This window comes from Bacillus pinisoli (genome assembly GCF_023036475.1).
Classification (GTDB): Bacteria; Bacillota; Bacilli; order Bacillales; family SA4; genus Bacillus_BS; species Bacillus_BS pinisoli.
Genome location: NZ_JAJQKI010000002.1, coordinates 76475 through 96997, shown reverse-complemented (window position 1 = coordinate 96997; position 20523 = coordinate 76475). Strand labels below are relative to the sequence as shown.

The following is a 20523-nucleotide window of genomic DNA, read 5'->3' as shown; positions in this document are numbered from 1 at the left end:
AACTGTTACGAAGCAATTACAAGCGGTCGTACCTCTGCTGTAGTTATCGAAACCTGTTCATACGAAAAGTTATTTACTAAAGGCTGTATTTTATAGGCTTTTTTCTAAAACTTAGTTGCTTTTTAGACTACTTTATCTGCAGTATAGCTTATTCTAAACGATAAAATGCCATATTTATCGTTAGAATAGACAACTCTCTCTATCTAAAGCACTGAAAATTTTACAGGAGTAGCAATCTTTACAAAAACAGCTATTTTATATTTATTGTTGCTTTTTCGAATCCAAGTTCGTATCGCTTCTAAAGTAGACATAGGTCTTGATTAGTCGAAAGCGCCTTATTAAAAAACAGTGGAGGTCATCATGAGTTCACGAAATGCATACTACGACAATGCCAAGTTTTTGCTAATTTTCTTAGTGGTGTTTGGTCATTTGATTCAGTCTTTTATTGAAACAAACAAGATCATCTTAACTCTTTATCATTCCATTTATGTTTTTCATATGCCAGCTTTTATCCTTATTTCAGGTTTCTTTGCAAAAGGATTTAACCAAAAGGGGTATCTACAAAAAGTTGCGAAAAAATTAATCTTACCTTATTTAATATTTCAAGGCATATACTCCTTTTTTTATTACGTCATAAAAGGTGAAGAGTTATCCTCTCTCAATCCATTGGACCCTCACTGGTCACTATGGTTTCTGATTAGCTTGTTTTGTTGGAATTGTATGATATATGTCTTCACAAAACTACAAGCTTATGCTGCGATTGTATTATCATTAATTCTTGGTTTAGGAGTTGGATATATTAATGAAATAAATAGCTTTTTAAGTTTGTCTCGTACTTTTGTCTTTTTCCCATTATTTCTTGTGGGCTTCTATCTGAATCAAGAACATTTTCAAAACATGAAGGTACTTCATGTAAAGCTTATCTCAGTCGTAGTCATGGTATCTACTTTTACTCTGTTTTACTATTTATCTGACTTTAACTATCAATGGTTATTTGGATCTAAACCATATGAAATGTTAGGGGCATTTGGTGTTTCTGGTCCTATCATTCGTTTGGCACTATATAGTTTGTCATTTGTGACAACGCTAGCCTTCCTAACATTGGTACCCTCCAGACGACTTTTCTTCACAAAATGGGGAACGAGTACCCTATACGTTTATTTACTTCATGGCTTTTTTGTTAAACTATTTAGAAGTAGTGAGCTTGTTCATTTAATTGACAGGTCCCAACAATTACTCCTTCTTCTAATTGTGTCGATGTTTTTAACGATGATGTTATCAAGTAGATTGATTAGAAAGCTAACACAACCGTTTGTTGAAGCAAAATCAAATTTCTGGAAACAGCAGTTGAAGGATATAACCGGTTCTAGAAGACTTCAGAATCGTTAGTGATGGAGGAGAAATATAAACAAGGATGACACCTGCTTTTATTTCTCCTACCTTTAAAAATGAAACTGTTATGAATTTGTGCTAAAGTTACCTTATAATAAATTGTAATTTATAATTAGGAGTGACGATTTTGGTTGAAAGAAGAAAACCAATACAAGTAAGTGAAGCGGTTCAGAAAGTAATGAACTTTGCAAAGTCAGGGGAAATTGAAGAAGTCTCTATTATAGATGCATACGGAAGGTATTTAGGTGAGGATTTAATCGCAACTAATCATGTCCCTCCTTTTGATCGGTCTCCTTATGATGGCTTTGCCATTCGAGCGATAGATAGTCAGCAGGCTTCTCTGCAACAAGAAGTTGAATTTGAGGTAGTCGAGGAAATCGGGGCTGGCTATGTTGCTACAAAGGAGTTACAGCCTTTTCAAGCTGTCAGGATTATGACTGGTGCACAAATGCCTGTTGGCTGTGATGCTGTCGTTATGCTGGAGTTAGCAAGAGAAATTGAGCGTGAAGGAAAAAAATATATGAGTATTAAACGTTCTTTTAACTCAGGTGATAATATTTCATTTCAAGGTGAAGATACAAAAAAAGGGACAGTATTAGTTCAAAAAGGAACAAAAATTAATCCTGGTGTACAGGCGTTATTGGCAACCTTTGGATACGGAACCGTGAAGGTCGCTAAGAAGCCTAAAATTGGCGTTTTTGCAACAGGAACTGAGTTACTAGAAGTCGATGAGGAACTACAACCAGGAAAAATACGAAATAGTAACGCTTATATGATCTGCGCACAAATAGAAAGAAGTGGAGCTATTCCACTTTATTTTGGTACTCTTCCAGATGATTTTGAGCATTGTTATAAGATGATTGAAAATAGTCTTGACCAAGTGGATTTCCTTATCACCACTGGTGGCGTTTCTGTAGGGGATTATGATTATTTACCTGATATTTATAAGAAGCTTGGGGCTTCCGTGTTATTTAATAAAGTTGCAATGAGACCTGGAAGTGTTACTACTGTTGCAGAGATGAATGGTAAGCTGCTATTTGGATTATCCGGTAATCCTTCAGCGTGCTACGTAGGTTTTGAGTTGTTTACAAGACCTATCGTTCAAACGTTTTTATTTAATTCGAAACCACATTTAATAAAAGTACAAGCGATATTAGATGAGAATTACCCTAAACCAAATCCATTTACAAGATTTGTTCGGAGCCGAATATCTTACGAGGCTGGTACTTTGAAGGTGGCACCAAGTGGGTTTGATAAATCCAACGCGGTTTCATCTTTAGCTGCTGCTAATGCGTTTATGATCCTTCCAGGAGGTACTAGGGGTTATGAGAAGGGGATGATTGTAGACGCTCTATTATTAGATACAGAGGATGGAAGTTCATGGCCATGGGCTTAAAGCTCCCTATTTTGCAAGTTGTCGGATATCAAGATAGTGGAAAAACAACCTTAATGAAAAAACTAGTAAGTAGTTTTACTATGAAAGGATATAGAGTAGGGACCATTAAACATCATGGACATGGTGGAACACCTGATTTTGGTGACGAAGGTAAGGATACTGCTTTCCACAGGCAAGCGGGTGCGGCAGTCGTAGGAGTTGAAGGTGAGGGGATTCTCCAATTAACAGCTGGGCAAATAAATTGGAGCTTAGAAAATATCATTTCCTTGTATCATTCCTTTTCACTTGACATGATTTTGATTGAAGGCTATAAAGCCGAACATTATCCTAAGGTCGTGTTAATTCGCAATCAGGAAGATTGTTTGCTTCTACAAAAGTTATCGAATATTCTTTGTGTCATTTCAGAAATACCGTTAGCTGCGGAATATCGTACCAACTATCAATTTTTTGTAAGGTCAGAGGAAGATAAATATATGACTTATATTATGAGAGAAGTAAGGGGAGACCTTGATGAATGATAAACTATTTGAAATTATTGCAGAACCAATTCCAGTACAGAGTATTATCGATAAAGTGCTTGACCGCAATGCAGGGGCAATCACAACATTTATTGGAACAGTTCGTGAACTAACTTACGGGAAGAAGACTCTTTATTTAGAATATGAATCTTACATTCCCATGGCTGAAAAAAAATTAGAGCAGATTGGAGCGGAAATCCAGAAGCAATGGCCAGATGCCAAAGTAGCCATCACCCACCGGATAGGTCGTTTAGATATTACAGATATCGCTGTTGTCATTGCTGTATCAACCCCTCATCGTAAAGATGCTTATCAAGCGAATGAATATGCGATTGAACGGATTAAAGAAATTGTGCCTATATGGAAAAAAGAGCATTGGGAAGATGGGGAAAAGTGGATAGGAAACCAGCTTGAAACGAAAGAATATCCAAAAGGGCATCCAGAGGAGGAAGACCTAACGTGATACAAATTTTATTATTTGCTAATTTGAAAGATCAGGCTGGCGCTGAAAAGGTAGTTGTAGATGCCAAAGAATTGACAGTTAAGGAACTACTACAAATACTGCAAGAAAAGCACTCGTTAACGAACCTTGAGCAGGTCATGGTTGCAGTGAACGAAGAGTATTCAACTTCGGAAGATCTAGTTAAGTCTGGTGATACCGTAGCATTAATTCCTCCAGTTAGTGGAGGCTGATTTATATAGGCTTTTTTCGTATAAATAGTTGCTTTTCTAAAATCCAAAGTCGGATTTTACTTGGTAGTACAGTGGTTTTTTAAAAATAAAGACAGCTGCTTCTTTCTAACAATTATTACTTCAGTTTAATAGTATTAGAAGAGAAGTTTATTTTAAAAAATTATTTTAAAAAATCAATAAAGTTCTAGAAAAGAGCCTTTACAAAAAAAGGAGTGCATATGCACTCTTTTTTTGTGGTGAGATTGGGGAGTGTACTTGAAATAAAGTAATTTCCTTCTTTTACTGATAAAACAAAAATATCACTGACCATGCGAAAGGATATCAATGGGATATAGAGAATAAATTAGAATATCAAGTTGTTCGATTATTCTAGAGGGGATGGGATTTCAATGAAAGCAGTACTTGTAACTGAATTCGGTGGTGCAGAGGTATTAAAATATACAGAAGTAGAATTACCGGAAGTTAAGTCGAATGAAGTACTTATTAAGGTTGATGCAACAAGTGTTAATTATGCAGACATTAAGGCCCGTTTTGGACAGAAAGGAGCAAATACTCCACCGTTTATACCAGGGTTAGATGCAACTGGTACCATTCAACAAGTTGGTTCTAATGTAAAAGGATTAAAAGTAGGGCAACGTGTCATTTCCTTTCCACACGGTGGTACGTATGCTGAATATGTAGTAGCTAGTGAATTACTTACATATGAGATACCTGAGTCAATTAGTTTAGAAGTAGCTGCTGCTTCGCCAATTGTCTCCTTTCTCTCCTACACCCTTTTAGCTGATTTGGCAAGAATGAAAAAAGGTGAAACAGTAGTTGTACATTCAGCTGCTGGGGGTGTCGGTTCTACAGCGGTTCAGTTCGCTAAACTATTAGGCGCCGGTACAGTGATCGGAACGGTTGGGAACCTTGCTAAGGCTAATATTGCTTTAGAAGCTGGTGCGGATTATGTCTTATCTTATGAAGAAGGCGACTTCGCAAAAGAAATCAATGAGATTACAAGTGGTAATGGCGCAGACATCATACTTGATTCCGTGGCAGGAAGTGTAACAGGTAAAAGTTTAGAATGTTTAACTCCGTACGGAAGACTTATTAATTTTGGTAATTCAAGCGGGGGAGTTGGCCAATTTACTACTTCTGATGTTCATGCAAGCTGTCGGTCTGTTCTTGGATTTAGCCTAGGAACAACTAGAAAGAAAAGACCACAATTGATCGGGGCTATTGCAGAAAAAGTAATCCCTTTGTTAGCAGACGGTAGGATTAATATTAAGATAGGTAAGCATTTTCCATTGGAAGAAGCAGCGCAAGCTCAAAGCTGGATTGAAAGCCGACAAAGTATTGGGAAAGTTCTATTGAAGGTTACTTAATAGAATACATGGTCTTGGAAAAGGTTACTAAAAAAGTATTTTACAATACAAAGGGAAGGAAGTGGAAGATGATAAAATTTATAAAGATGAAAATAGAGGTGAATAAGAGGGATGCGTAGGTTTTATTTATTATCTTTTTTAGTTTTGTTCATAACTGCTTGTTCCTCAGATGTTGTTGAGAATGTAGAACGAGTAGATCTTATTTATTGGGAAACAGAGGAAAAAAAATCAGAGGATGAGTTAATTAATCAGCAGGATGTAGTTAAAATATTTGTTAATACAGTAAACAACGCAAAGAAATTAAATGAACAAAAAATTATAAAAACCAAGCCATTACTGTCTTTTTCGTTAGGTATAAAAGATGATAAATCCAAAAAATATCATCTTTGGATTACCGAGAAGGGTGAAGGATATATTCAACGACTTCTACCAGATCCAAATGGAACCTTCAAAATAGATAACAATTCAGTTAGGGAGCTTGAAGCATTCTTTGAAGAAAAGGGAAATGTGAGTTTTATATCGGGTGAGATAGATTTTGAAGTAAATGACTAAAACTGATATAGAAATGCTAATAACTGTAACTTTACAATAACCCGAAGATGTATTAATTGGAAGCATATGAAGTTATAGTTGGTTATCTAGAGAGTCCAGAAAAAGAAAAACAAATACCTATTAGATCACAGAAATAATGATAGTAAAAGAGAAATAGGGGGGAATTAATAGGATTAGTTCTTCATGTACTAGAAAGTTGGAGTGCAAAAAAACTGGAGGAAATCGTTAATGGAAATATTAATACAAAGGGTTATACATGCATTATGTTTAACATAAGACTTCTATGATGATCTAGATGAAAATTGTTTAAGATTAAGAATTACGGAAGTCCCTTCCAATACTATTGGACAACAAGCTTATTGTATTGTCGGAGCTAGAGAAAGTTATTTAAAAGCATTAAAAGTTGGCAAGTGGGATGGGTTTAATTGTAGTTTACCTGAAACTGATAATAAAACTTTACTAGTGAGCAAATTAATAGAGACTCGTACAAACATAGAGACATTCTTACAAGATATAATCATGTGTGAAATTAACACTAATCTATTAATTGATTTACTAGAGCATGAGGTTCAGCATCACGGACAGTTAATTCGTTATGCGTATGCTAATAAACTTGAATTTCCTAAAAGTTGGGGAATTCGTTATACCGTTTAGTATCTATCTTTAAATTTGGGTTTATGAAAAAGAAAGGGAGTGAAGGAGTAAAAGCCAGCCTTTTATGATGAATTATTTAACATTGCTACTTGTTGTCATGTTGAGTGCGTGTGCGAATGTTGATACAAAGCAAGATGTTGAAGTGTTTATGGCAATTACATTCGAGGAAAAGGAGGAAGGGTTTGGAGAGCAAACTGGATATAAGAAAGTAAACGCAATTACAACGATTGAAAAAAGTAATCATCATCTGGAAACAGATCTTAAAACAATAGAAGATTACTATGACTTAGAAGGAAATTACCTGAAAACAACCATCCTTCATTCCCAATACAATAAATCTTATGTAATTCATGCAAAAGAAGGAGATGATGTAAGAAAGAAATTCAAGAGCCTTCAACCATTCTTATACCAATTGATTCGTATGGAGAATATAGATTAGATAGTATGTCAGAAGCAGAAAAAGAAAAGGTGAAAAAACACATCTTATCCATTCTTGACCAAATGGAACTTGAATAATTAAAAGTATTTGGTTCTGTAAGAAAAAAGAAGGCTTGGACAATAAGTCCAAGCGTTAGTTATGGTTACACTTTTATACCTTCAAATACTGAGATATTATTATTTCAGTATAGTGTTTAAAACGTGATTTCGTTCTGATTTTTCACTATCACTTACTAAATCATACTTTTTTAATAAATGAAAAATCTCATTCAATTCTGTTTGATTCGGTGATTTCTCCAAGAAATTTTCTGTTTTGTAAAACAATTCCTCTGGCAGAAATTCCTTCTGGCTATATAGTTTACTTTTTACATCCTCTAGTGAATGGTCAAGCTTACAATTACTCATACTAACCTCCGATATGTGACATTTCGACTTTACTTCTATCTCTTGTCACGCTACCTCTTTCTTCAGAATAGCGATCTTTTCTTCCGTTCCACAGATTTTGCAGAAGCTCTGTTAACTCTTCATCTGATAAGTTTGAACGTAATGGAGATCTAATATCATGGCCATTTGTTGCAAATAAACAAGTATATAACTTTCCTTCTGCAGATAACCTAGCACGATTACAGGAAGAACAGAAGGCGTCTGATACAGAAGAAATGACACCAATTTCATCATGTGATCCAACGTATCTAAAGCGGGTTGCCACTTCTCCTGTATAATTAGGGGCAATGGCTTCTAGGGGCATAACGGAATTAATATCTTCAATAATTTGTTTCTTTGAATATACATCATCAAGTTTCCATTGATTTGTGTTTCCTACATCCATAAACTCAATGAAACGTAGAATATGTCCTTTTTCTCTGAAGAACTTAGCCATAGGGATAATTTCGTCTTCGTTCATCCCTTTTTTGACAACCATATTAATTTTCACTTGAAGTCCTGCATCAGCAGCTGCATCTATTCCATCTAGGACGGTTTGAACAGTTACACCGCGTCCGTTAATTTTGCCAAAAACCTCATCCTTTAACGAGTCTAAACTAATAGATACACGTTTTAAACCAGCTTCTTTTAAAGGTTTTGCATACTTAGGTAGGAGAGAGCCATTAGTTGTCATTGCAATATCCTCTACACCTTTTATTGCGTTTATTTTTGTAATTAAGTGGTCTAAATCTTTTCGCATTAAAGGCTCTCCACCAGTAATTCTAATCTTCTGAACACCAAGTGAGTCAACAAAAATCTTCGTTAGTCTTTCTAATTCTTCGAAAGATAGAAGTTGGTCCTTTTTTAAAAATTGAAAATCAGGTCCGAATATTTCAGCTGGCATGCAATAGCTACATCGGAAATTGCATTTATCTGTAACTGAAATTCGTAAATCACGTAAAGGGCGATTAAGTTGATCAAGTACTTGTGGTTTAGTCAACTTGAATCAATCCTCCTTTCTACTCTTTTACAATACGATGAGCATGAGAGTATACGTTAAAAGATGTTCCACGTATAAATCCAACAGCTGTTATATTTAAGTCATTCGCTAATTTAATGGCTAAGTCTGTAGGGGCAGATTTAGATAATACAATACCTACACCAATCTTAGCCGCTTTCAATAGGACTTCAGATGAGATTCTACCACTAAATACGATTACTTTATCACGAACAGGCACTCTATTTAATAAACTATATCCATATAATTTATCTAGGGCATTATGACGACCGATATCAGTTCGACTAATCATCATTTCATTAGGCGTACATAGTGCAGCATTATGTACACCACCGGTTTGTTGGAATACGATACTACTATGTTGCATTTCATTCATGAGTTTAATACATTGCTCAGGAGTTAGGGTAGTGGTAGACGTTGATGTCTTCGCCGTTTTAGCATCATTGTGGAAGTAAAACTGACGGCTCTTCCCGCAGCAAGATCCAATAAAACGCTTTGAATAGTATTCTTGACTCGTGGTAATATCAGCGTGTAACTCGACATAGGCATAGCCCTTGTCTTCATCAATATTCAATGATTTAATATCATCTCTAAAACGAATTACACCTTCTGATGCAAGAAAGCCAATAACCATTTCATCAAAATGCGTTGGCGTGCAAACCATTGTAGCAAATTCCATATCATTAACGAAAACGGTAAGAGGAAATTCTAATACAATGTCATCTTCATGGTCTTGAAGCACACCATCGGCGTATTTAATAATTTTTTGTCTGATACTCATGTTTTGAGTCATGTTAATCACCTATTATCATAAATTAAGGTCTTTACTAAACCTTTATATTGGTCAATACAATAGAAGACTTTTTTCCCTAGATGCTGCAAATATATTTATTGAAAAGATACAGTCTAGATTACTAAAAATATAAACATAGAAATTTAAAAGAAACAAGCCAAAAGAATTATGTTAGTTTTTTACAGAAGAATTATGATAAAAAACTGTTGCGGTTGTCGAAATTTGGTGATAATATTTGCTTACAAAGTTCATAAATTCGTAACATGTTGATTCAGAGATAGCGACCCTGTCCTCGTCTCAAAATGTTAAGAATTGTAAGCGATAAAACTGTTGGTCCGATAGTAGCGTAACCTGCTTGAAACTAACCGTCATTCCGGCTAATTGATGTAAAACCATTGCATCATAACTGTGTTTGGCGGTTTTTATTTGTTCTTTGGTAGATATTATAAGGGGGAAATTAGGGTGAAAAAGACAAAAAATCGTTGGCTTATAGCTTTATCTGCAATTTTTATTCATTTATCAATTGGTTCAGCTTATGCTTATAGTGTTTACAAAAATCCTATTAGCGAACAACTTGGATGGAGTGGTACTCAAGTTTCACTAGCTTTCACACTTGCTATTGTGTTTCTTGGTTTAGCTGCTGCAATTGGTGGGAAATATGTAGAAAAATATGGTCCAAGAAAATCTGCTACAGTTTCTGCAATTTTATTTAGTTTAGGTCACTTAGGTTCTGGATTTGCGGTATCAATCGAATCTTTACCACTATTCTTATTCATGTATGGGGTTGTTGGGGGGATTGGTCTTGGTATTGGTTATATTTCTCCAGTATCAACACTTGTAAAATGGTTCCCTGACCGTCGTGGTCTAGCAACTGGTATGGCAGTATTCGGATTTGGTGCAGGGGCACTAATTACTAGTCCAATTGCTGCAAACCTAATCGTTTCAATCAATATCCAAAGCACATTCTACATTCTAGGTGTTGTATATCTAGTTCTAATGATGCTAGGTGCATCTTATATTGCGCGTCCAGAAGAAGGATGGGCACCTAAAGGCTTTGATGCAAAACAAAATGCAGCTGGTGCAAAAGCAAAAACAGACTTGTCACAACTTACAGCAAATGAAGCAGTTAAGACAAAGCGCTTCTGGTTATTATGGACAATGATCTTTATTAACGTATCTTCTGGAATTATGATTATCTCTGTTGCTTCACCTATGGCTCAAGATATGGTAGGTATGTCAGCGGCTGCTGCTGCTACGATGGTAGGTCTAATGGGACTATTAAACGGAGCAGGTCGTATTGGATGGTCTTCTATTTCAGATTTCATCGGTCGTCCAGCAGTTTTCATCACATATTTCAGTATTCAAATTGCGGCGTTCATTTTAATTCCTATGACGACAAACGCATTCTTGTTCCAATTATTAATTCTTTTAGTTCTAACTTGTTACGGTGGAGGATTTGCTGCATTACCTGCATTTATCGGGGACCTGTTTGGTACTAAGCAATTAGGTGCTATTCACGGTTATATTTTAACTGCATGGTCATTAGCAGGTGTAGTTGGGCCTATTACAGTTTCTTACATTAGAGAAACTACAAACAGCTATAACGCGGCTTTCTATATTTTCACTGGGCTATTAATCGTTGCATTTATTGTTTCATTAGTTATGAAGGCAGATATTAAGAAAATCCGTCAACAAAATGAAGCTGTAACAAAAAAATCTTTAGTAAGCTAATTTACTTTCTTCTTTAACTTATATGTGTTAAAATACCTATCATGATTTAACCTCAAGGTAGGAGGATCACATGAATAAGTATGAAGCTGAATTTAGCAACCTAGTTCGCACATTCAGAAAAAAACATATGGGAAAAGGTCCAAGTAAGATTACAACAACATTTGTGAAAAATTGGGCAATTTGTGAAATGGAAGGTAACCTTTCTCCTGTAGAAAAGTTTATCGCAAGTGCAAATGAAGGGAAACAAGCGCTCCGAGCTGCTAGAACAGAAATGGTAAAGGATATCTATCGAAAGAATCCACCGATTGAAATGGAAGATTTCTTGCAGTGTAAATTTGTGGAATTATTTGTTGATATTGATATAGACAGAGATTTCGGTATGTCCATATTCGTATTTGATGAGGATATACAGCAGAAATTTTCTAAATAACAGGTTTGGCACTTGGTAGCGACCCTGCTAAAGACTAACCACCGTATCATCTAATGCATGTTTATTTTTTGCACTTAGATCACGGTGGTTTTTTCTTTTGGTTGTAATGAAAAAAATGTCGAAAAAACTTTAAAGTAGAAAAGTCTTATAGTATCTATAGGCTTACTTTAAGAATGTTAGCTAGTAAAAGTAGCCTATTGATAATTAGTAATGCAATTGTCGTTAGGCTAGTTTTTCTAAATATATAATTAAAATGGATTAAATAGAGTAGGAGTGAACTTAAAATGGGGAAAACAAAACACCAGGGTCCAATGAAGGCAACGAAAGCCCTACAACCTAAGCACTGGGTAAGTCCTGTACCATTTGGTTTAGGCAAGGTGAAGCCTCATCATTTCCGCGATACAATGAAAGTCGCTTGGGATAATAGAGATAATTTGGGTTATGCAACAAAAATTATTACAGAAGGCGTTTGCGATGGATGTGCATTAGGTGTATCAGGTCTTTCAGACCAAACACTTAAAGGTCCACATATGTGTACAACAAGAATGAACGTTTTACGTTTAAATACAATGCCTGCTTTAAAAGAAGAAATTGTTCATGCTGATATTGATGAATTACGTAAATACAGCAGTACTGAGCTTCGCAAGCTTGGACGTATTCCTTATCCATTAATTCGCCGCAAAGGAGAAAGAAAGTTTTCTCGTATTACTTGGGATGATGCAATGGATATGATTGCAGATAAGATGAAGCAACTAGATCCAAAACAATATGCTTTCTTCCTAACAGCTAGAGGAATTACCAACGAATCATATTATGTAGCGGGTAAAGTAGCTCGTTTCCTTGGAACAAATAACATTGATAACGCATCACGTATTTGTCACTCTCCAAGTAAAACAGCACTAAAGCGTTCAATTGGAGTAGGTGCATCAACTGTAAACTATCAAGACTGGTTTGGAACAGATGTAATTTTATTCTGGGGTAGTATTGCGTCTAACTCTTCACCTGTTTCTACTAAATATATGTTAGAAGCAAAGAAGAGAGGTACAAAGATTATTGTTATCAACCCATATAAAGAACCAGCAATGGATAAATATTGGATTCCTTCCAATATGGAGTCTGCTTTATTTGGAACAAAGATTGCAGATGACTTCTATCAAGTAAATATTGGTGGAGACATTGCTTTCATGCACGGTATTATGAAACATTGGTTCGAAATGGAAGAGAAGCAACAAGGTTCTGCCATCAACCATCAATTTGTACAAGAACATGTAAATGGTTACGAAGAACTAAAAGCAACTGTTGAAAAAATTTCTTGGGATGAAATCGTTAAATCTTCAGGTATCTCTTATGAGAGAACAGTTGAATTAGCTGAAATATTAGCAAATAGTAAAAACGCTGTATATGTATGGGCTCTAGGACTTACTATGCACTCATTTGCTACTGATAATATTTCACAAGTTGCAAACTTAGCATTATTACGCGGACATTTAGGTAAAAAGAACAGTGGATTAATGCCATTCCGTGGACACTCTTCTGTCCAAGGTTCTGGTGAAATGGGTGCAGATCCATTCGTATTACCTGGCAGTGATTTTAATCCAAGTGGTATCGAGCGTATGGAAAAGATTTGGAACTTTGAGATTCCAAAATGGCAAGGTGACATTGTTGGGGTAACACTTGAAAATATTTTACTTCCTGAAGATCATGAACGTAAAATTAAGCTTTATTACTTATCAGGTGGTAATTTCTTAGAAACAATGCCTGATCCAAATTTCGTTGAACAAGCATTATCTGAACTTGATATTCGTGTTCACCAAGATATCATTTTCAACACTTCTACACTAGTAGACGCAAAAGAAGCAGTTATCGTCCTACCTGCAAAAACTCGTTATGAGCAAGAAGGTGGCGGTACATCAACTTCTACCGAGCGTATGGTTTACTTCTCGCCTGAGATTGAAGGAAACAAAAACCTTATTGAAGAAGCTCGTGCTGAATGGAAGATTTACATCGACCTTGCTAAGCGTGTAAAGCCTGAAACTGCTCACTTAGTTGATTTTAAAACAGGTCAAGATATTCGCAATGAAATTGCCATTGCAAATACTAACTATGACGGAGTTCAACACCTGAAGAAGAAAGGTGACGTATTCCAATGGGGTGGAGCATGGCTATGTGAAGATGGAATTTGTCCAACTCCAGACGGAAAAGGTAACTTAATCTCTGTTGAAATACCAGACTTAAACAAAAAAGAAGGTCAATTTATCGTGACTTCTCGTCGAGGTAAGCAATTTAACTCTATGGTTTACAAGGAAGTTGATCCATTTAACAATGCAGAGCGTTATGATGTATTAATGAGCGCGGAAGACGGTAAAGAATTAAGCATTGTTGAAGGAGAAGCAATTGTAGTATATAACGGCTTCGGTGTGTTCCAAGGTAAAGCGAAGTTTGTTGATATTGCAAAAGGAAACATTGAGGTTCACTTCCCAGAAGGAAACTTCCTACTACCAAGAGGTCGTTACGAAAAGTTTGCTGGTATTCCAGATTACAATATCACAGCAACTGTTGAAAAAGCTGAGCGTTACACTGCACGCAAAGATTCTCAATATGTTGAAAAGCGTATTGAAGATTTAGAAGTGGATGCTCCAGCTTAATAGATGGAGTGAAAGATAGGGCGAATTCGCCCTATCTTTTTTTTGCTAGTAATGCTGTACTCATAAATTTAAATTTTCACGCATATATTAAAAACTTCCCGCAATAAAACAGTCCACGTAAAACACGATGATTGAACTCCATAAATCTAACTAAAACGATTACTACTAGTATTATTCCTAATATATAATCTACAAAATTTTACAATTAACCTAAATATTACATGGTAAACTAGAATTATAGATTATAAAAAGGAGTCGAAATAATGAGAAATACTTGTAATGAATTAATTTCTTTTGTTGAAAACATAAAAGAATTAAACCATTGTACAGCTGCTTCATTAATGATTCAGCAAGACGGTGAGATTATATTAGAACATTATAGTGGTACACATTCACGTGCTCCTCATGCACCGGTCATCTCTGCAGGATCTCAATTCAATGTTGCTTCTGCCAGAAAAAGCTACTTAGGATTATCTGTTGCCTATGCCATTTATGAAGGTAAAGTGAAACTAGATGATTGCATTTCAGATTACTTAGAAGGTTATGATAAAGACCTACTAGATAAAACTACGATTCGACATTTATGTACTCATTCACATGGTCTAAAAGAACAACGTGATGGAAGTGTGATTAGGGAGTTTAAACCAGGAGAAGGTTGGGCGTACCGGAGAATTAATACCACTATGATTTGTGAGTTAATTCAGCATTTATATGGTAAGCCCTTTACACAATTGATAAAAGAAAGAGTGTTATTTCCTCTAGATTTAACAGAAACAGGTTGGTATACAGAAGAACAAGAGAATTTAGTAAAAGTTATAGTCGAACCGGAACTGCCAGAGATTTCTAGAGTAGGTAAATCAAAAGAAGGATCTGAGTCTAATTTATTTGTTTCGACGAGGGATTTCATAAGATGGGGGGAACTCCACTTAAATAGAGGATACATGAATGGTAAACAGGTTGTCCCAGAAGAGGTTATTGAACTTGCTACTAGTATTCAAAGTCCAACATATCAAGATCTAAGTTTACCTTTAAATGGACTTTTTTGGTATGTACAAGGGTCCCCGGCAGCAATGAGTGAATTAGGGGAACGCGTGCCTGAAGGCTCTTATCAGATTCTAGGAATTACAGGTCCAACTATTTTAGTTATCCCTCATTATAAGGTGGTCGTTGCTAAGATGTATAATAAAGAAAAAAATTATGGGGGAAGAGAGTACTTAAAGTTTATAAAAGAATTCAGCAATAAAGCGGCTGATCTTTTTTTGTAATACGGCAAGGTCTGTATTGTTTGTAGAACAAATATAGATACTGAACGTCTAAATTTGCTCTTGTTATTCACAGAGACCACGAGAACATGGTTTGCAATGCTACAATTTGGATAGTTTCAGCGCAGCCTAAAACCCACTCATAACTAGAGTGGGTTTAATTTATATTCTCATGTGCTTTTTTATACATATTGAATACATCTTTTTCAACAATAATCAACTTTCTTTTATGGCTCATGTTCCCTATAGCTGCTCTAATTCGTTTAGCGGATTGTTCATCGTCTGTCGGGACTCCGCTCACAATTATTCTGTTTCGGTCAACTAATACTTGGATGGTTTGGTCTGAGAAAGCCTGATTTATCTTACCACTTATTCGTTCTTCTAGTAGTTTGTCGGTTGAAATAATTTCATTCGGTTCATACTTGGAAGGTGTAACTCCATGTGACACTGAGGAAGAAGGGTAATGAAAATTATGATCGGATTGAGTTGGTCCACTCATTAGTAATTGACAACCTGTTAGAAAAGAAATAAGACAAATAAATATAACTAGATTCTTCATGTATAGCACCTCCATTTTTATATTGTCCCGAAAGGTAGAATGCTCATACAAAAAAATTAAATGTTTATACTAAAAAATGAATCTAAAATAATGGCTGTTTTCATATAGAATGTTGCTTTCGTAAAAATCCTAAAAGCCGGATCTTTACTCGGTATTCAAAGTATTAGAAAAGAGCCAACATAAAGGAGTATATAATGAAGAAAAAAAATGAACAAAGTCATTTGAATGTTTCGGGATCATTCCAGATCATGAATGAAAATCGAAAAGAGGACTTAGAGGATGTCAAAAGTCGCTACGACCTTGATGAGGAATCTTTATACTATGCAAGACAATTTATGGAGGATTAAAGATAAGCTACATGCTTATCTTTTTTTAAGGGTCTATTTTAAAACTTTATGGTTTTTAGGATTATTTTACTAATAACACTATCTTTTAACACTTTAGATCTGAAGTGATAATCGTTTCTAAATATTTGAAGTAGTAATCTTTATCTATCCTACCAATTATATTTCGTATTGCGAAATAAATACTTCTAGATTACAATGAAGAAAAGAATATGAACAGAAGGAAGCTGCTTATGAAGAGACAACTAATATTATATATGAAGGCTTTATCTGATTTTGGAACCTTCATGGACATGATTGTACTAAATGTAGTCATCTATTCAGCTACTGGGAGTGCGACCTGGCTCGCTGCAACTCTTGCCTCGAGGACTTTAGGCGGGGTAATTGCTAGTTTATTTTCCGGTGTTGTTGCCGATCGATTAGATCGTAGAAAAGTAATGATTTGGGCAGATATACTAAGAGGACTTATTATTCTACTACTGATACCTTTCCCGACTCCAACGGTGATTATTATAGGTTCATTTTTAATAGGATTTATTAGTAGCTTTTTTCATGTAAGTTTTAGTGCAGAAATTCCACAGATGTTTGGGGAGTCTAAGGTACTTGAAACGAATTCTTTGATCTCGAGACTAACTTCAATAAGTTTAGTTGCAGGATTCCTAGGAGCAGGGATAATTACAGATATACTTGGCTATGAAATTACACTATTAATTGACGCAACTACTTATATACTATCAGCAATAGTGTTAATGAGAATTAAATGGGACTCAATGTCAAATAAGTCTGAAGCAGTGGCACCTGGGATTAAACAAAAGCTTATTAGTATCGGCAAGGATATAAAGGAAGTTTATGAATACCTAAAATTGCTACCAGTATTACTTATGTTTAATTTAGTATTTTTAATTGGAGCATTTGCTGGTAGTTCACATAACTTAGGAATCCCATTATTAGCAGAACAGATTGATCCTTTAAGACAAAGTTTTTATTATGGTTTAATCTGGGGAGTATGGGGAGTAGGATCTGTACTTGCCACCTACACATTACCGAAATTAAAGTGGTTAAAAGACGAACGTCTATTCTCTACGGCATATGTTGCAGCTATCTTAATGTCAACAGGCTTCATCTTATTTTTATCAAGTGAAGCAATTCCTTTGATTTTAATCATTGCTTTTTTTACGGGTCTCTTTGATGCATCCTATACAACTTTATATGCAACAATTTTACAAAAATCTAATAATCAGATTCGTGGCAGAATTTTCGGAGTAGGTATGCTTTTAAAATCGTTGGGATTTGCGCTTGGCTTTATCGTAGCGCCAATTCTTATGGAAGCTTTTTCTTTGAAAAATATGGTTTGGATTCTTCATGGAATGTTTATTACGGCTAATATGATGGCTCTCCTTGTTACACTTATATGGAAGAACAAACAAAAGCATGTCACAATTGTAGAAACAAGTTAAAAGACAGGTTCCATATGGGACCTGTCTTTTTCATGCTTAATTAGCAACAATAAAAACTTAGTAAAGACCTACTAAAGAGCTAAATGATTAGAATGCATCCTTTTTTATACGTTTACATAATATTCCCGCTTCCCACGCATTCTAATTGCACAAACATCTGAAGGGGGATATAGCAATGAAAAAGATACTTTCTTCTTTTCTTGTCATTGTATTCCTATTAAATTTACCAGTGGGTTCTACCAACAGTTATAAAGTAGAGGCAAACTGGTTTCATTTTCCTCATTTAGAAGCACATTTTATCAATGTTGGTCAAGGTGATAGCATTTTGGTGGTACTTCCAAATGGCAAAAAGATGCTCATTGATGGAGGACCAAGAGAAAGTGGTCCAAAGATTGTTGATTATTTAAGAAAGCATCTAATTAAGGAACTTGATTTAGTGGTTTCAACTCATCCGGATGCAGACCATATCGGAGGGCTACTTGATGTATTACAATATGTTAAAGTTAATAAAGTATTGGATAGTGGTAAACTTCATACAACTGATACCTACAGAGAGTATCTACAACTCATACGAAGTCACCAAATTCCCATAGAGATTGCCAAAGAAGGACAAAGCATTGACCTTGATAAGAAAGTGAAAATCCAGATAATGAATAGTAATAATGCTGATCAGGAAAATAATGAGGCTTCCATTGTATTAAAAATGACACTGGGGAAAATTGATTATTTATTGGCTGCTGATGCAGAAGAAAAATCAGAATTAGAAATGGTATCTTCGTACCATATTGACTCTGAGATCATCAAAATCGGACATCATGGGTCTATTACCTCCTCTACGGAAGAATTTCTTCAGAGTGTCGAGCCAGAAGTGGCCATTTTATCATTCGGTAAGGAAAACCCTTATGGTCATCCACATAAGGAAGTGATAGAAAGGTTGAAAGATAATGATATAAAGATGTTTTCAACAGCAGACTATGAATCGGTTATCGTCAAAACAAATGGAAGGTCATATAAGGTATTTTCTAAAATACAAGATAAGAATGGGCAGTTGAGTGCAATAGAACCGCAAACATATAAAGGAAATTTAGCTATAACTGAACTGGACCTTAAAAAGGAGAAAGTCACGATAAAAAATAACAGAGATCAAGACGTTCTGATGATGGGATGGAAAATTATTAGTGAGGCTGGAAACCAAATTTTTCAGTTTCCACCTGATTTTGTTTTGAAAGCAGGGGAATCTGTTTCTGTCTACTCAACTTCGAAGCCAAAGGAGAGCGAGAAGGACAAACTATGGTGGCTGGATAAAACTAAAATTTGGAATGATATTGGAGATCGAGCTTTCCTCTATTCGCCAAACGGAGGTCTCGCAGATTATGAGAGTAAAAAATAAAGTCCTACACATTAATGTAGGACTTAGTGTATTGATCATTAAGCCCAAGCAGCTCCAACGATGATCAATAAAATAAATAATACTACGATTAACACAAAGCTGTTACCATAACCTGTTACAGGTGCAGTATAACCGTATCCACATCCGTACATTTAAGCTCACCTCCAGTTGTCATGTACTATACCCTATGTCAGTAGGCAGATAGATGACAGGGCATATACCCAGGAGCAATACTTATTTAATAATCGTGACAGGAGTCCAATCTCACCTGACGTTCTGACATACGATAAGATGTATCATTGAAATTGGAGGTGACATTATGAGTGGAGTAGGCGGATATGGAGCAGGATTTGCATTAATCGTAGTTCTATTTATCCTTCTAATCGTAGTAGGTGCTGGTGGCTACAAAGGTGCTGGTTACGGTGGATATGGATATGGTGGTTACGGTTATTAATGAATAGGCTCTGTTAAAGAACATTGTAGATATTAGCCCCCTACGGGAGACTCCCGAACCTGCCCGTGGAAAGCGAGCGTCCCGTAACGAAAATCAACAACCAAGTTTAACAGAGCCAATAAATAAAAAAATCCCGGATAGGGATTTTTTTATTTAATGACTAATATGATTGTCTCCGATAAACTCATTAAACAGGTCCGCAATGTAACTTGCTTCATCCTGTTTAAAGTAAAAAATCATCTCATCTTCAATATCTTCTTCATGATGCTTCATAATAGTATGGCGGTATAAAACCCCATCACCGGTTTCTGTATCTCTTCCTAGGCGGAGATGGATACTATATTGATCACGTTCTTCGTCTTCTATATGAAGATGCTTATCGTTTGAAACCCATTCAATAGTTTCCTTTAATTCATCTAGGTCATCTCCAACATATTCAGTGCTTTGAAATTCTTCACCATCAGCAATATCTTCATACATTTCATCATCAAGGTACTCATCCAGTTCATCAACATCTTCTTCTAGCACATCATCTTCATCAATATCGCCTATGTATTCATGAAAGGTGGCATGGACATATCCAAGGATCTCATCTGCATCTCTAAACAGTACCTTAGATTGAATATCAAGGTCTTCATGATAATAGAACGATAGAAATTCCTGATTCGTCGGATCAAAGCTAATAATACAAAAATCCTCAATATCATCCACAGTTTGAATAGAGAAGATAAATTCCGGATTATAGGTCGTTGTATTTGTATCAAATAAAATCTCAAACTCATCAAATGACTCACAAAGGTCAGGTAAACTAATTCTTACTGCATTCTCCATTCGATGGAACCATTCTAAACTCATGAAAAACCCTCCTTATAGTGTATTCTCTATCATCATTCCCATTTGAAGGTAAAGACATAATAAAAATTTCAAAAAAATTATTTAAATTATTTACAATATTTTAAAAATGGTATAATTTTGTTTATTACATATGGATAGAGAGGATGTTTCTT

The 20523-nt window shown here is 35.5% G+C and carries 22 protein-coding genes and 1 pseudogene; 17 read left to right on the top strand and 6 right to left on the bottom strand.

Translation table 11 applies throughout. The features are described 5' to 3' along the window. Nucleotides 1–357: 357 nt before the first annotated feature. From LT143_RS02840 to LT143_RS02800, 9 genes are all read left to right on the top strand, one after another. On the top strand, nt 358–1389 hold the full coding sequence (locus LT143_RS02840) for an acyltransferase family protein (RefSeq protein WP_246940357.1): 1032 nt from the start codon (nt 358–360) through the stop codon (nt 1387–1389). A 130-nt stretch (nt 1390–1519) separates the two neighbouring features. Then, nucleotides 1520–2788 carry a molybdopterin molybdotransferase MoeA gene (locus LT143_RS02835; protein WP_246939465.1) on the top strand — a complete coding sequence of 423 codons (1269 nt, stop codon included), beginning with the start codon at nt 1520–1522 and terminating at the stop codon, nt 2786–2788. Beyond that, a complete protein-coding gene (gene mobB / locus LT143_RS02830; RefSeq protein ID WP_246939463.1) occupies nt 2773–3306 on the top strand; it encodes a molybdopterin-guanine dinucleotide biosynthesis protein B in 534 nt (177 codons plus the stop codon). The genes LT143_RS02835 and mobB overlap by 16 nt, the downstream gene beginning before the upstream one ends. Next, on the top strand, nt 3299–3769 hold the full coding sequence (locus LT143_RS02825) for a molybdenum cofactor biosynthesis protein MoaE (protein ID WP_246939461.1): 471 nt from the start codon (nt 3299–3301) through the stop codon (nt 3767–3769). Before mobB ends, LT143_RS02825 begins: the two co-directional genes overlap by 8 nt. Continuing rightward, on the top strand, nt 3766–3999 hold the full coding sequence (gene moaD / locus LT143_RS02820) for a molybdopterin converting factor subunit 1 (protein WP_246939459.1): 234 nt from the start codon (nt 3766–3768) through the stop codon (nt 3997–3999). The genes LT143_RS02825 and moaD overlap by 4 nt, the downstream gene beginning before the upstream one ends. A gap of 389 nt (nt 4000–4388) precedes the next feature. Continuing rightward, nucleotides 4389–5366, top strand: a complete 978-nt coding sequence (locus LT143_RS02815; RefSeq protein WP_246939457.1) for a quinone oxidoreductase family protein — start codon at nt 4389–4391, stop codon at nt 5364–5366. A 111-nt stretch (nt 5367–5477) separates the two neighbouring features. Then, nucleotides 5478–5918, top strand: coding sequence for a YhfM domain-containing protein (locus LT143_RS02810; protein WP_246939454.1), 441 nt, complete (start codon nt 5478–5480; stop codon nt 5916–5918). Between the two features lie 462 nt (nt 5919–6380). Beyond that, nucleotides 6381–6572: a hypothetical protein gene (locus LT143_RS02805; RefSeq protein WP_246939451.1), complete on the top strand. Its 192-nt coding sequence runs from the start codon at nt 6381–6383 to the stop codon at nt 6570–6572. Between the two features lie 64 nt (nt 6573–6636). After that, on the top strand, nt 6637–7011 hold the full coding sequence (locus tag LT143_RS02800) for a hypothetical protein (RefSeq protein WP_246939448.1): 375 nt from the start codon (nt 6637–6639) through the stop codon (nt 7009–7011). A 176-nt stretch (nt 7012–7187) separates the two neighbouring features. Here LT143_RS02800 and LT143_RS02795 read toward each other — a convergent pair whose 3' ends face one another. The 3 genes from LT143_RS02795 to fdhD are packed head-to-tail and all read right to left on the bottom strand — an operon-like array spanning nt 7188 to nt 9244. Beyond that, nucleotides 7188–7415: a group-specific protein gene (locus LT143_RS02795; protein WP_246939446.1), complete on the bottom strand. Its 228-nt coding sequence runs from the start codon at nt 7413–7415 to the stop codon at nt 7188–7190. A 1-nt stretch (nt 7416) separates the two neighbouring features. Continuing rightward, entirely contained in the window at nt 7417–8433 is a 1017-nt protein-coding gene (gene moaA / locus LT143_RS02790; protein ID WP_246939443.1) for a GTP 3',8-cyclase MoaA, read from the bottom strand. Nucleotides 8434–8452: 19 nt separating this feature from the next. Continuing rightward, a complete protein-coding gene (fdhD, locus tag LT143_RS02785; protein WP_246939441.1) occupies nt 8453–9244 on the bottom strand; it encodes a formate dehydrogenase accessory sulfurtransferase FdhD in 792 nt (263 codons plus the stop codon). A gap of 462 nt (nt 9245–9706) precedes the next feature. Between fdhD and LT143_RS02780 the strand changes: the two genes are divergently transcribed. The 4 genes from LT143_RS02780 (at nt 9707) to LT143_RS02765 (ending at nt 15315) form a co-directional block, all read left to right on the top strand. Continuing rightward, complete coding sequence (locus LT143_RS02780; protein ID WP_246939438.1) at nt 9707–10975, top strand: L-lactate MFS transporter; 1269 nt, start codon at nt 9707–9709, stop codon at nt 10973–10975. A 70-nt stretch (nt 10976–11045) separates the two neighbouring features. Then, nucleotides 11046–11405 (top strand): Na-translocating system protein MpsC family protein, encoded by a 360-nt coding sequence (locus LT143_RS02775; RefSeq protein WP_246939434.1) that lies wholly within the window; start codon nt 11046–11048, stop codon nt 11403–11405. Nucleotides 11406–11689: 284 nt separating this feature from the next. Further along, the gene (locus tag LT143_RS02770; protein ID WP_246939432.1) at nt 11690–14050 is read left to right on the top strand and encodes an FdhF/YdeP family oxidoreductase; all 2361 of its coding nucleotides are present in this window, start codon (nt 11690–11692) and stop codon (nt 14048–14050) included. Between the two features lie 263 nt (nt 14051–14313). Continuing rightward, nucleotides 14314–15315, top strand: coding sequence for a serine hydrolase domain-containing protein (locus LT143_RS02765; protein WP_246939428.1), 1002 nt, complete (start codon nt 14314–14316; stop codon nt 15313–15315). Between the two features lie 154 nt (nt 15316–15469). On the opposite strand, the gene LT143_RS02760 is transcribed toward LT143_RS02765, so the two are convergent. After that, nucleotides 15470–15871 (bottom strand): hypothetical protein, encoded by a 402-nt coding sequence (locus LT143_RS02760; protein ID WP_246939426.1) that lies wholly within the window; start codon nt 15869–15871, stop codon nt 15470–15472. Nucleotides 15872–16065: 194 nt separating this feature from the next. Between LT143_RS02760 and LT143_RS02755 the strand changes: the two genes are divergently transcribed. The 3 genes from LT143_RS02755 (at nt 16066) to LT143_RS02745 (ending at nt 19062) form a co-directional block, all read left to right on the top strand. After that, nucleotides 16066–16218, top strand: coding sequence for a hypothetical protein (locus LT143_RS02755; RefSeq protein ID WP_246939422.1), 153 nt, complete (start codon nt 16066–16068; stop codon nt 16216–16218). A gap of 230 nt (nt 16219–16448) precedes the next feature. Then, nucleotides 16449–17672 (top strand): MFS transporter, encoded by a 1224-nt coding sequence (locus LT143_RS02750; protein WP_246939419.1) that lies wholly within the window; start codon nt 16449–16451, stop codon nt 17670–17672. 175 nt (nt 17673–17847) lie between these two features. Then, a complete protein-coding gene (locus tag LT143_RS02745; RefSeq protein ID WP_246939416.1) occupies nt 17848–19062 on the top strand; it encodes a lamin tail domain-containing protein in 1215 nt (404 codons plus the stop codon). Nucleotides 19063–19100: 38 nt separating this feature from the next. Here the strand turns inward: LT143_RS02745 and LT143_RS02740 are convergent, their stop codons facing one another. Then, a complete protein-coding gene (locus LT143_RS02740; protein ID WP_246939413.1) occupies nt 19101–19214 on the bottom strand; it encodes a YjcZ family sporulation protein in 114 nt (37 codons plus the stop codon). Between the two features lie 167 nt (nt 19215–19381). On the opposite strand from LT143_RS02740, the pseudogene LT143_RS02735 reads away from it, so the two are divergent. Then, nucleotides 19382–19459 (top strand): annotated as a pseudogene (locus LT143_RS02735) (YjcZ family sporulation protein); the annotation flags it as partial. Between the two features lie 210 nt (nt 19460–19669). Here the strand turns inward: LT143_RS02735 and LT143_RS02730 are convergent. After that, nucleotides 19670–20371: a hypothetical protein gene (locus LT143_RS02730; RefSeq protein ID WP_246939409.1), complete on the bottom strand. Its 702-nt coding sequence runs from the start codon at nt 20369–20371 to the stop codon at nt 19670–19672. Nucleotides 20372–20523: the final 152 nt, after the last annotated feature.

Coding starts and splice junctions, on each gene's coding strand:
- mobB (WP_246939463.1), top strand. CDS start 2,773: ATGGCCATGGGCTTAAAGCTCCCTATTTTGCAAGTTGTCGGATATCAA.
- LT143_RS02825 (WP_246939461.1), top strand. CDS start 3,299: ATGAATGATAAACTATTTGAAATTATTGCAGAACCAATTCCAGTACAG.
- LT143_RS02815 (WP_246939457.1), top strand. CDS start 4,389: ATGAAAGCAGTACTTGTAACTGAATTCGGTGGTGCAGAGGTATTAAAA.
- LT143_RS02810 (WP_246939454.1), top strand. CDS start 5,478: ATGCGTAGGTTTTATTTATTATCTTTTTTAGTTTTGTTCATAACTGCT.
- LT143_RS02800 (WP_246939448.1), top strand. CDS start 6,637: ATGATGAATTATTTAACATTGCTACTTGTTGTCATGTTGAGTGCGTGT.
- LT143_RS02795 (WP_246939446.1), bottom strand. CDS start 7,415: ATGAGTAATTGTAAGCTTGACCATTCACTAGAGGATGTAAAAAGTAAA.
- fdhD (WP_246939441.1), bottom strand. CDS start 9,244: ATGACTCAAAACATGAGTATCAGACAAAAAATTATTAAATACGCCGAT.
- LT143_RS02775 (WP_246939434.1), top strand. CDS start 11,046: ATGAATAAGTATGAAGCTGAATTTAGCAACCTAGTTCGCACATTCAGA.
- LT143_RS02770 (WP_246939432.1), top strand. CDS start 11,690: ATGGGGAAAACAAAACACCAGGGTCCAATGAAGGCAACGAAAGCCCTA.
- LT143_RS02765 (WP_246939428.1), top strand. CDS start 14,314: ATGAGAAATACTTGTAATGAATTAATTTCTTTTGTTGAAAACATAAAA.
- LT143_RS02760 (WP_246939426.1), bottom strand. CDS start 15,871: ATGAAGAATCTAGTTATATTTATTTGTCTTATTTCTTTTCTAACAGGT.
- LT143_RS02755 (WP_246939422.1), top strand. CDS start 16,066: ATGAAGAAAAAAAATGAACAAAGTCATTTGAATGTTTCGGGATCATTC.
- LT143_RS02750 (WP_246939419.1), top strand. CDS start 16,449: ATGAAGAGACAACTAATATTATATATGAAGGCTTTATCTGATTTTGGA.
- LT143_RS02745 (WP_246939416.1), top strand. CDS start 17,848: ATGAAAAAGATACTTTCTTCTTTTCTTGTCATTGTATTCCTATTAAAT.
- LT143_RS02740 (WP_246939413.1), bottom strand. CDS start 19,214: ATGTACGGATGTGGATACGGTTATACTGCACCTGTAACAGGTTATGGT.
- LT143_RS02730 (WP_246939409.1), bottom strand. CDS start 20,371: ATGAGTTTAGAATGGTTCCATCGAATGGAGAATGCAGTAAGAATTAGT.